Source organism: Okeania hirsuta (assembly GCF_003838195.1).
Classification (GTDB): domain Bacteria; phylum Cyanobacteriota; class Cyanobacteriia; order Cyanobacteriales; family Microcoleaceae; genus Okeania; species Okeania hirsuta.
Map to the genome: position 1 here is coordinate 1 of NZ_RCBY01000229.1, position 11,164 is coordinate 11,164.

At 39.4% G+C, this 11,164-nt stretch carries 9 protein-coding genes; 1 reads left to right on the top strand and 8 read right to left on the bottom strand.

Annotated elements, in window-relative coordinates; all coding sequences use genetic code 11:
- The first annotated feature begins 77 nt into the window (after nucleotides 1-77).
- Entirely contained in the window at nucleotides 78-2,438 is a 2,361-nt protein-coding gene (locus tag D5R40_RS25965) for a PhoX family protein (RefSeq protein ID WP_124146618.1), read from the top strand.
- A 264-nt stretch (nucleotides 2,439-2,702) separates the two neighbouring features.
- Here D5R40_RS25965 and ccmO read toward each other — a convergent pair whose 3' ends face one another.
- The 8 genes from ccmO to D5R40_RS36065 all read right to left on the bottom strand — a co-directional run bounded on the left by ccmO (nucleotide 2,703) and on the right by D5R40_RS36065 (nucleotide 10,907).
- Nucleotides 2,703-3,485 carry a beta-carboxysome assembly protein CcmO gene (gene ccmO, locus D5R40_RS25970; protein ID WP_124146617.1) on the bottom strand — a complete coding sequence of 261 codons (783 nt, stop codon included), beginning with the start codon at nucleotides 3,483-3,485 and terminating at the stop codon, nucleotides 2,703-2,705.
- 53 nt (nucleotides 3,486-3,538) lie between these two features.
- Nucleotides 3,539-4,768, bottom strand: coding sequence for an RNA-guided endonuclease InsQ/TnpB family protein (locus tag D5R40_RS25975; protein WP_124146616.1), 1,230 nt, complete (start codon nucleotides 4,766-4,768; stop codon nucleotides 3,539-3,541).
- A gap of 425 nt (nucleotides 4,769-5,193) precedes the next feature.
- Nucleotides 5,194-6,258: a beta-carboxysome scaffolding protein CcmN gene (gene ccmN / locus D5R40_RS25980; RefSeq protein ID WP_124155444.1), complete on the bottom strand. Its 1,065-nt coding sequence runs from the start codon at nucleotides 6,256-6,258 to the stop codon at nucleotides 5,194-5,196.
- A gap of 72 nt (nucleotides 6,259-6,330) precedes the next feature.
- A complete protein-coding gene (gene ccmM / locus D5R40_RS25990; protein ID WP_240041653.1) occupies nucleotides 6,331-8,691 on the bottom strand; it encodes a beta-carboxysome scaffolding protein CcmM in 2,361 nt (786 codons plus the stop codon).
- Nucleotides 8,692-8,800: 109 nt separating this feature from the next.
- Nucleotides 8,801-9,103 (bottom strand): beta-carboxysome shell vertex protein CcmL, encoded by a 303-nt coding sequence (gene ccmL / locus D5R40_RS25995; protein ID WP_124146614.1) that lies wholly within the window; start codon nucleotides 9,101-9,103, stop codon nucleotides 8,801-8,803.
- Between the two features lie 555 nt (nucleotides 9,104-9,658).
- Nucleotides 9,659-10,000 carry a carbon dioxide-concentrating mechanism protein CcmK gene (locus D5R40_RS26000; protein WP_124146613.1) on the bottom strand — a complete coding sequence of 114 codons (342 nt, stop codon included), beginning with the start codon at nucleotides 9,998-10,000 and terminating at the stop codon, nucleotides 9,659-9,661.
- Between the two features lie 434 nt (nucleotides 10,001-10,434).
- Entirely contained in the window at nucleotides 10,435-10,746 is a 312-nt protein-coding gene (locus D5R40_RS26005) for a carbon dioxide-concentrating mechanism protein CcmK (RefSeq protein ID WP_124146612.1), read from the bottom strand.
- 11 nt (nucleotides 10,747-10,757) lie between these two features.
- Entirely contained in the window at nucleotides 10,758-10,907 is a 150-nt protein-coding gene (locus D5R40_RS36065; RefSeq protein ID WP_161564658.1) for a hypothetical protein, read from the bottom strand.
- Between the last annotated feature and the right edge of the window lie 257 nt (nucleotides 10,908-11,164).

Sequence of the window (11,164 nt, forward strand, 5' to 3'; positions counted from 1 at the left end):
AAATACTGCTAGCAATAGATTGAAAATTTGTAATCTACCGCCTCTCTGTAGAGGGAAGAAGAACTAGAAAAAATTTTATGTCCAGACTAACTCGCAGAAAACTATTAATGTTCTTCGGATGTAGCGCAGCAGCTACAGCACTATCACCAAAAATTGGCAATTTTTTAGGTAGTAGCTCCGAAGTAGCTCAAGCTCAAACTACAGGTTTGAGTTTTACACCCCTAAAATTGGCACATCCTTTAGAAGCTTATCAAAGTAACCCTAGCTTCGTACCCTTTGGAATTGCTGGAGGAGGAAGTACTATAGGATCTGGTCAGGATGTAGCACTGCAATCCTATGAATATTTTGATGATGTAGTAGTCCCACCTGAATATGAAAGGTATGTAATTGCTGCTTGGGGCGATCGCGTATTTCCTAACCCAGAAGAATACTTTGGTTATAACTGCGACTATGTAAGCTTTATCCCTATTAATGGTAATCCTGATGATGGCTACCTATGGGTTAACCATGAGTATGTCTCTTATCCCATATCCTCATTACTAGGTGGTGATGACCTAGCTGGTTTCCCCACAACAGACCAACTTGTACTGGGTTTAGATTTATCTCAAGAGAGCTCCTTCACCCGTGGGGAATTTGCTTATAACCAAGGTGGGTCTATTGTCCGTATCACTAAAGGCGGTAATGGTCGTTATGCTACTGTCGCAGATAATGCTAATCGTCGAGTACACCTCTTATCTGGACTAGGAATTAACTCTGAACGTTCTGATGGTTATCAAGGTGTCACATCTTGGGGTACAGCAAGCTATCAAACTGGAGACCAGAACTTCTTAATAGGTACTGGACCTGCTGCTACTGATGTATTCCCCCTCAGTTCTGATGGACTTGGTAATCGAATTATTGGTACAGCTTTTAATTGTTCTGGTGGTACAACTCCTTGGGGAACAATTCTCACAGCAGAAGAAAACTTCCAAGGTAGCGTTACCGAATCTGTACTACCTAATGGTACTCAAACTGGTTATGACGAAGATCAAGAGATAGGTTTTATCTTTGGTTTAGTCGGTGAAAAGTATGGCTGGATGGTAGAAATTTCTCCAGCAGACCCAAGTTTCCAAAACAGAAAACATACAGCTCTAGGTCGTTTCCGCCATGAAAATATTGCATTTAGAGTAGAAGCAGGCAGACCATTAGTAGCATATATGGGAGATGACCGTCGTGGTGGTCATACCTGGAAGTTTGTAAGTGACGGTATTGTTTCTAGTACTACTGACCCAAATAATAGTCAATTATTTGAAAGTGGGACTCTTTATGCTGCACGATTAAATCCTGATGGCTCTGGTCAGTGGATTCCATTAGTTCCTAGCACTCCCACCAATCCTCTATCACCAAGCGAGATTGCTCAAGCTGAATTAAACGCTTTTGGTGAAGCTCAAAGAGATGGCCGAATTCGCTTACCTCAACGTGCTGGTATTCCTGGAGCAGAACAGGATGGTGGGTCTTTCATTGTAGACCTCACAAATGAAAGCGTATTATCTAATTATCAGGGAAGGACTCTAGGAGATTTTTACAATAACCAAGGTGCGATTTTAGTTGATGCTTTCTTAGCTGCTAACTTAGTAGGTGCTACTCCTACTGCTCGTCCTGAAGACGTAGAAGTTCACCCTGGTGATGGTAGTGTATTTATTGCTTATACAGATGCTGGACCTGGTGGAGATGGATATCCAGACTCCAGAATTTTTGTTGTAAGTAAATACTCTGCGGATGTTGATGCTACTCAACCTTTTGGCGGTATATACCGAATCATTGAAACTAATAGCGATGCTACAAGTACCACTTTTACTTGGTCAGCTTTTGAGCAGAGTGGAGAAGATGGTGCTATTAATGGTGCAGGTTTTGCTAATGTAGATAACCTAGAAATTGATACTCTAGGTAATATCTGGGGTGTAACAGATATGTCTACCAGTAGTCACAATGGCTTCGACACTGGTGTTGCTGGAGAGATAAGAGAGATCGACCACACTCAAACTGGAAGTGTTGGTAACTTGAGAGGAACATTTGGTAACAATTGGGTGTTCTATATTCCTGTTGTTGGACCGAATGCTGGATTAGTTGTACCTTTCGCTTATGGTCCCCCTCGTTGCGAAATTACTGGACCATACTTTATCAGAAATAGTAGTGGTGTAGATGAAACTCTACTATTAGCTGTACAGCATCCTGGGGAAAGCTCACCTATTGGAGATGGAGTTCAACTAGGTCGTGATATTGAGATGCTAAATTTGGATGGCACTCTCTTCACTCAGCAGCGAAGTGTACCTCGTGGTAGTAACTGGCCTAGTAATACAGGTTATGTAGGTAATCCTGGAGGTAGTTTTAATGGTTTGCTACCACCAAGACCTTCTGTGATTGGTGTTACTCGTAGAGATGGTGGCGCTTTTGTTTAAAATTTAAGTCCAGTAGTGGCGCGTCAAGCTTGAAAATGTGGTAAAAAATTTATCCCCCCTAACCCCCCTTTGAAAGGGGGGAAGACCAAAGGGGCAGAGGTATTCTAGTAGTAAAGTCCAGTAGGGTGTGTTAGTAGTAGGGTGTGTTAGATAGCTATAATATAGACTTGATATTACATAAAAAAAATGGTGCGTTACGGCGCTATTGTATATTTGAGGAGCAAACTCCTTGAAGGAAAAGCGCCTAACACACCCTACTAAGGTCTATGATTTCTCCTTCACTTCTTCTTTTATAGGTACAGGAAGTTGAGAAAAATCGGGTAATCTCACAAGCTCCTTTTCTTTTTCTGTAATTGCCAATGGCAGACGTAGAGGTTCAAGTTTTTCTTCAATTAAATAAGTAGCTACAGGTAATGTTCTTTCTAAATCATCCAATGGTCTAGGAATTACCATTACAGCATTTAATTCTCCAATTCTTTCTGCTTCGTGCATTCCAGCTTCCACTGCCACTGCCACATTAGAAACCGAACCCCGGACAATCGCAGTACATAAACCTGCACCTGTCGTTTCATAAGCAGTCAACTGTACATCACCAGCTTTGAGCATTGCGTCACAAGCTCCCACCATTGCTGGAAAACCTTTAGTTTCTATTAGACCCACTGCCTTATTTTTAAACTGAGCTGATACTCTACCTTGAGACAATTGAAATAAAAGACTGCCAATAGGTAGTACAGCTTCTAAATTAGCTAAAGGTCGAGGAATCACAGTATGAGAAATAAGTTGTCCAAATTCTTTCGCTGTTTCTGCTCCAGAGTCTATCGCTAGACGAACATCAGCAACACCACCACGGACTACCGCAGTACAATATCCACTACCAATTTTTTCATATCCTACCAGAATAACCCCAGATGACTTGAGCATCATATCAGCAGTACCAACTATGGCAGGAAAACTCCGAGTTGTGATTAAACCAAGAGCTGAATCTCCAAAGTTGATTGGCGATTCAAGAGACTCTAGATTATGATTATTGTGGGTCTGTATTTTCATTTTCTATCTCTTTACTTCGGTGTAGCAGTGAACCCACGTGACATACTCCCACACTAAGCTGCCGCTATAGTGTGGGCTTCTCGTTTCCCTGCCCTGCTATTGCATCGGGCTCCACGAGCTTTAAGGACGGAATGCCCTACCGCCCTATTTTTGATATTTATCGCCGCATTTAAGTCGCGGTCTATTACTATGCCACAATGCGGACAAGAATGAGTTCGTATGTCTAATTCTTTAGGGACTTTTTCTCCACAATTTGAGCAATCTTGGCTTGTATTTTTGGGGTTCACAGCTATAGTCTTTTGTCCAGCATTTCCAGCTTTGACAGTTAAAATAGATAAGAATTGTCCCCATCCAGCATCGTTAATTGATTTACTCAAACGGGTCTTTGCTAGCCCTTTAATGTTTAAGTTTTCATGGGCGATAATATCCGCTTTTGATAACAATTCATTAGCTGTTTTCAAGTGGAAATCTTTACGTTGATCGGCTACTTTTTTATGTTGTTTGGCTACAAATTTAACAGCTTTTAACCACCTTTTGCTACCTTTTTTCTTTCGAGATAAACGTTTCTGTAGAGTCTTTAATCGCTGCTGATATTTTCGATAGTATTGGGGTATGGGAACAGATTCTCCTTCACTTGTTACTAAGAATTCCTTCAGTCCCATATCGATTCCCAGAGTATTTTTTAATGTAGGTTCAACTTCACTTGTTAAAGCTGGAACTGATTTTTCTTCTAAGGATAAAGTCACATAATAACCATCTGCTTTACGACTAATCGTAACAGTTTTAATTATAAACCCTTCTGGTATTGGACGATGCTGAATTAACTTTACCTTTCCTAGGTAGGGCAAATTAATTTTATTTTCTTCTATGCAATTTAGTTTTATTTGAGAATAAGTAAAACTGCGATAACGTCCTTTTCCTTTGAACCTTGGTTTACCTGAATCCTTACCGTTTTTGTCTGCTTTAAACCATCTATCAAAGGCAAGTTTTACCCGTTTTGTGCAGTCTTGTAATACCTGAGAATGAATTAGCTTGTATTCAGGAAACTTATCTTTGGTATTGACTAAATCTCGTTTTTGAGAGTAATAATCTGGATTATCTCTTAGTTGAGGAATTGGCATCACCAAAGGGCAAGCGTTAACTGGACAACGATTTTCTGACCACCACGAAAACCGCTCTCCTAACCTATAGTTGTACTGCCGACGCAACAATTCCAACCACAATTGAATAGTGGCTATTTGTTCTTTGTTGGGCCTTAATTTATATTGGTAGGCAGTCCGCATGGTGGAAAATTTGTAGAAATGTCCTTTCTTTGGCTAGGTTTTTCAAAGGTGATGGTCTTTAGAGCTAGTTCAGGATTTTTTTATATAAAATCAAAAATAGAAATTAATATAGTTGAGCTGATTGGACTTTACTTGAAAGAGACTTTGAATAATTTTTTGTCCCTGGATGAGAGTAAAGTTTTGTCAGCTAGTTCTCTACATTTATCAAATTATATTATATTTTTTTTGAAATTAGCAAGCCTTCTTGTATCAAAAAATAGTTATATTGTCAATTATCCGACTGCTGTTTATCTGCTACAAATATCCTGCTCTAAATCAGATTTTTTAGTTTATCTCAACTAACATCAGTCAAAAGTAACAAAAATTGCTATAATCCTCGGCATCTACTACCTCTGTGTTTCCCTTACTAACCCAATATGACTTTTCTAATCTTCTTCATCGGGAGGAGAGCTAAGAGAATTTTTATGAGGAAATAAAGTTTTCATCATCCTATTTACATAATCTTGTCCGTAGATTGGAGTTTTCGTGGTTTCAGGTGCTTCTTCTTGTAGTTGAGTTTTAGCCTGCTCAATTTTATTTTGAGTTTCTTCTTCATTTTTAGCTTTTTCTTGGTCTGGTGATGAAGAATTATTTGTTAATTCTTGATTAACAAGGGCATTAGAATTATCATTTTCAGGTTCAGTTTTTTTGAAAAATTGATAATTACTGTTTAGTCCTTGATGATTACCTGGATACTTAAAAGTACTTTTCTGAGCAATATTTTCTTCATCCAATTCAGAACTACTGCCTAATTCCTGATGATTATCTGGATAATTAAAAGTACTTGTTTGAGCAATATTTTCTTCATCCAATTCAGAACTACTGCCTAATTCCTGATGATTATCTGGATAATTAAAAGTACTTGTTTGAGCAATATTTTCTTCATCCAATTCAGAACTACTGCCTAATTCCTGATGATTATCTGGATAATTAAAAGTACTTGTTTGAGAAAGATTTTCTTCACTCAATTCAGAACTACTGCTTAATTCCGGGTCTACTGACAAATCATCATTACTTTTAGTAGTGGTTGTTATGTGTGGTGTTAAAACTGTTTGAGATGGAGGTTGAGATGGAGCTGTAGTAGAATTTTCTAAGATTTGTCGTCCAGACTCCCCTATAATAGAAGTCGGTGGTACAACTTGATTTGGTTCAACATCATGCTCTATAATCGTTGCCACTGAACCAATACAAGCATTAGCCCCTATTTTACTCTTACCAACTACTAACACTCCTGCACCAATGGTGACTCCCGACTCAACTTTAATGTTGCCCTGGTAAGCATGAAGAATAACTCCCATACCAATACAAACCCCTGTAGCAATAACTATCTGACAATCAGCAGCAGCTTGGAGAATGACACCAGATGCGATCGCAACATTCGGCTCAATTTTTACATCACCACTAACAAAAGGTTCAGTATTATCAATTGGTTGTAGTGGTGTAAACTGCATAAATACTCCTTTCAAATATCCGACTGAAAGTCAAAAGTTACAACTTTGAACTTTTGACTTTCTGGTTTTTTTTTACTTAGCCTTACCGTTAGGTTGCTGAATAATCATTTCTAAAACACGGCGTTTAGCTTGAGGATCGATACCAATTAAGCGGACATATTCTCCCTCGTGTTGAGCTAGAGTTTCCTCAATAGCTGGGAAAACATCAGCATCACGTTTGCCATTAATTTGAGTATCAGTTTTCCAAGAGCTAGTCTTGAAACGGCGTTGGTCTGCATACTCTGTACCTATTTTGTAGCCACTCGCAATCAAAGAGCGAACTTGTTCTACAACCTCTTGAGTTAGCTTCTGGGTACTAGCAGTAGCTGTTACACTATTATATGATGGTTGATAACTATTGCCTGCTCCATTAGAAACTGTAGGAACTACTTGGCGTTTGCCATTTGGCTCCTGAATCAATACTTCCAACACCCGACGTTTAGCAGCAGGATCGACACCAATTAAACGTACATATTCCCCACTATAATGTGCCAAAGCTGCTTCTAATTCCTCTATTGCTTGTGCAGTAGTCTGTGCCGAAATGGGAGCGCTCTGCCAAGAGCTAGTCTTAAAGCGACGTGCATTAGCGTGCTCTATGCCGATGCGATGTCCTTGATTAAATAGTGAACCTACTTGAGCTAAAACTTCCTGACTTAGTTCTGTCTTGAACCCACTGCCTTGACTCGATACACTGGTATGAGCAGTATTATAAATAGGAGGTTTACTATTACCTGCTCCATTAGAAGCTGTAGTAACTCCTTGGCGTTTGCCATTTGGCTCCTGAATCAATACTTCCAACACCCGACGTTTAGCAGCAGGATCGACACCAATTAAACGTACATATTCCCCACTATAATGTGCCAAAGCTGCTTCTAATTCCTCTATTGCTTGTGCAGTAGTCTGTGCCGAAATGGGAGCGCTCTGCCAAGAGCTAGTCTTAAAGCGACGTGCATTAGCGTGTTCTATGCTGACGCGATATCCTTGATTAAATAGGGAACCTACTTGAGCTAAAACGTCCTGACTTAATCCTGTGTTTAGCTTACTAACGTGGCTATTTGCAGGGGTTTTAGCAGTGAAAGAGGCAGCAGCAGATTGCTTAATAGGGCGATCGCCAGGCTGTTGAACTAATGTTTCTACAACACGACGTCTAGCTACAGGATCAACGCCTATCAAACGTACATATTCACCGCTATGTTCTGCCAAAAACTGCTCTATAGCTGGTAATACTTGTGAGGCACTGCTTTCTGAAATAGTCGGGCCATTTTGCCAAGAGCTAGTTTTAAAGCGACGTTCATTAGCATACTCAGTGCTAATTTTGTATCCTTGAGATAGCAAGGAGTTTACTTGGTCTACAATTTCTTGAGTTAATCCTGTGTTATTTGTTGTAGCAGGTTGACCGCCAAAAGCAGCGGGAACACTATAATTACCAGTAGTCGATTTTTGAGGAATTTTTTTGCCATCAGGCCGTTGAATCATAATTGGAGAAATTCGGCGTTTGGCTTTAGGGTCAATACCAAACAGACGCACATACTCTCCAGCGTGTTCTTCGACGCAAGCTTCTAAAGCTCCTATTACTTCTGAAGGATTTTTGCTTTGAATTGGAGAACAAGTGTTCCAGGAACCAGTTTTGAAGCGACGAACATCAGCGTGTTCTGTGCCAATATGGTATCCTTGAGATACTAGCTGTCTTACTTGAGCAACTACCTCTGGGCTTAAAGAACCAGTTGCTACAGAAGATTTGTAACCGTTACCGTTACTGTAATTGCTATTCATTTTATTTTTCACTTTGTTAGTACAGGAGGGATCGGCTGCACAGATATAACCTTTTCGTAAAGATTCGTTGATTCCCACCACATGATGGCCAAATTCCAGATCTGCTGGTTGTACGTCTGGCAAACGGTCTGCTTGCTGTTGATTTGTAATAATTGCTCCTGAAGGTACATACTTACCGGGAGGAATTTCTACGTCTTGGATCAGAGCGTGCAGCATCACGATGCAGCCTTCACCAATACGGGCGTTAAATACTGTAGAGCGAAAACCGATAAAAGACTCATCCCCAATATAGCAGGGGCCGTGAATTAGAGCTTTGTGGGTGATCGAAACATCTCTACCTATCCATACAGAATAGTTTTCGTTGTCATCTCCTACTACTCTTCCTTTTTCTAAACCGTGGATGACTACTCCATCTTGAATATTGCTTCCTGCACCGATAAAGAAGGGAGTACCTTCGTCAGCACGAATTGATGTACCGGGAGCTACTAATACATGGCCTCCTATGCGGACATCTCCAATAATATTGGAAAAGGAGTGAACATACGCTGTCCGATCGATCTTTGGCTGTGCCAAATTTTGTGACCAGGGGGTTAGTGGAGCCGCTTCGTTGCGGTGTGGCATATTTTTTTCTCCTGAAGCTAAATGTTGGGTGTTGGTGTACTAAGTAAATATTTTGTAGTTCAAGATTTCAACATCCAACAGTTCAAGCTATTGGTAGTTAATGGACTGTTTAACGATATTGGTCTTTTTTACCGTAGATCATGCTATTGTCCACTGTGATTGTGTCAATAATTGCGACTACTCTGGCATCTATAGGCAGTTGTTCACTACGAGGTATTTCACGAGCTGCTCCGCCTCGACTAACCAGAACCCATTCATCTATTCCGGCTCCGACATTATCGGCAGCTACTTCATATTTAGGCAATGGATGGCCTTCTTCGTCTATGAATTGCAGCAGAAGTAGCTTTGTTCCTTGTAAACTAGGCTCTTTTTGGGTGCTAACAACAGTGCCACGAACTTTGGCAATTTGCATGATCTCTAATTTAATTACATGATTTTCAGATATGAGATTTTAGATTGAAACCTGAAAAGTTGTTTTTCACTCTCGGTTTTATTATGTGCTAGAATTTAGTCACTAATGCTCACTAATATCTTCTGCTTCTACCCAAAGGTGCTAGATTTTTCTAGTCTGTAGGATATTACGGTCATGCCTAACTGCCATAAAATACCCTTCAGCGTTCAGTAAATATTGACTGATTATTGCTGAGTGCTTTGATATATTTGCTGCGTCTCAGATATTTATCGCATCTAAAAAATTGCAGCTTTTAGTGGTCAGACTCAAAACAGAAACTATTTTACAGTTCCACAGTCAGGATTGAGGATTCAATAAACTCCAGAAGTTCACGAATGGAACTATATCTGTTGACGGTATACTCCATTTAACTCTTGTAGATCATAAAATCCTCATTCCAAGGAATACAGCTTTTAAAAGTAGGAAACTTATCTACTGTTGTTTGACTCTAGGAAACACCTTCTAGGTAAATTCTCTTTTTCAGTTCAATCTCAAAACCTGCTATCCGCAATCAAGTTATGGTCTATTTACTGGACGAACAGCGTTGGTGCTGTCACGAAATTGTTCTACTTCTTCTGTATAACGAATAGGTAAAACATACTCTAGGTTTTCATGGGGACGAGCGATGATATGGGTAGACATTGTTTGGCCTCCATTCACCCGCTTGACGTTATCAACTCCTGCTGCTACTGAAGCTTGTACTTCTGATACATCTCCGCGAATGATCACAGTTACCCGACCACTACCAATCTTTTCATAGCCAACAAGGGTAACTCGTGCAGCTTTCACCATTGCATCTGCTGCTTCTACGACTGCTGGAAAGCCTAGGGTTTCTACCATCCCGACGGCAATTGACATTATTCTTACTCCGTGATATTCTTTTGCTTTACTTGTATATGTATTGACTTTATCCTAGCTATGGCTATTTGGAATAATAATTGCTTTTCCAAATAATGCTCTAAGTTGGGGAGTGATTAATTCCTAAATTTACTAGAATTTTAGATGATAATTTTTGAAGGCTTTCCCTGGAATGGGCAATCTCTTAAATAATGATTGCCCTAAGATCTTAGGGTAAAGTTGGTGTTTTTTCTTACAGAACCTAAAGCACGATCCTAAAGCTTGTGAAAGTCAAGCATTATTGGTCACAGATGTAGATTTTTGATCTGCAAAGTTACTTAGTTCTAAGATTTTAATCATTATATTTGCAGTTATCTGCAAAAAAAACTTTTCATCAACCAGTTCTAGTCAAAATACTTGTAGTAATTCTCACTGCCTCAAATGAGTCTTGCTAACTAATAAGTTCGGAACTGATCGACTTCTTCAGTATATCGAATTGGCAATACATACTCTAAGTTTTCGTGGGGACGAGCAATGATATGAGTTGATACTACCTCACCACCGTTAACTCGTTTGGCTGATTCTATACCTGCAGCAACAGAAGCTTGTACTTCTGATACATCTCCTCGGACAATTACTGTTACACGAGCACTACCAATTTTTTCGTAACCGACCAGAGTAACTCTAGCTGCTTTAACCATAGCATCAGCAGCCTCTACTACCGCTGGAAACCCTCTAGTTTCAATCATTCCCACAGCAATTGGCATTTATTTTCCTCCTATTGACCAATAGTTAACTTAAGCATTGAGGCCAGTGTTGTCTCTAGATAGTTTTCAAGGGAATTCCCATTATTATGATTAAACCTATCAAATGCTATAGTTTTAGCATAGAGAAACATGGCATCGTTGACAATAGCAACTATCATCATAATTCATAATTGCAGGTATTTATAAAAATAAATTAGCTAAGATTGAAATCTTTGGACTTAATGACTTAATTACTAATTCTAGCGATCCTCAGCCTCCAGATACCAATCCTAAATTTTTTTTTATTACTTTTGGAACCATGGTCTGTAAGTAGCAAAAAAATCAGTACATATACTTATAATAAGTTGAACCTATATTAATAATATATATTTATTTTTAACAGTAAAGGTAAATAAATAATAAATCATGGAATTTCTGA

Bases quoted from the DNA above. Each gene is read 5' to 3' on its own strand.
- D5R40_RS25965 (WP_124146618.1), top strand. From the start codon at position 78: ATGTCCAGACTAACTCGCAGAAAACTATTAATGTTCTTCGGATGTAGC.
- ccmO (WP_124146617.1), bottom strand. From the start codon at position 3,485: ATGAAAATACAGACCCACAATAATCATAATCTAGAGTCTCTTGAATCG.
- D5R40_RS25975 (WP_124146616.1), bottom strand. From the start codon at position 4,768: ATGCGGACTGCCTACCAATATAAATTAAGGCCCAACAAAGAACAAATA.
- ccmN (WP_124155444.1), bottom strand. From the start codon at position 6,258: ATGCAGTTTACACCACTACAACCAATTGATAATACTGAACCTTTTGTT.
- ccmM (WP_240041653.1), bottom strand. From the start codon at position 8,691: ATGCCACACCGCAACGAAGCGGCTCCACTAACCCCCTGGTCACAAAAT.
- ccmL (WP_124146614.1), bottom strand. From the start codon at position 9,103: ATGCAAATTGCCAAAGTTCGTGGCACTGTTGTTAGCACCCAAAAAGAG.
- D5R40_RS26000 (WP_124146613.1), bottom strand. From the start codon at position 10,000: ATGTCAATTGCCGTCGGGATGGTAGAAACCCTAGGCTTTCCAGCAGTC.
- D5R40_RS26005 (WP_124146612.1), bottom strand. From the start codon at position 10,746: ATGCCAATTGCTGTGGGAATGATTGAAACTAGAGGGTTTCCAGCGGTA.
- D5R40_RS36065 (WP_161564658.1), bottom strand. From the start codon at position 10,907: ATGATGATAGTTGCTATTGTCAACGATGCCATGTTTCTCTATGCTAAA.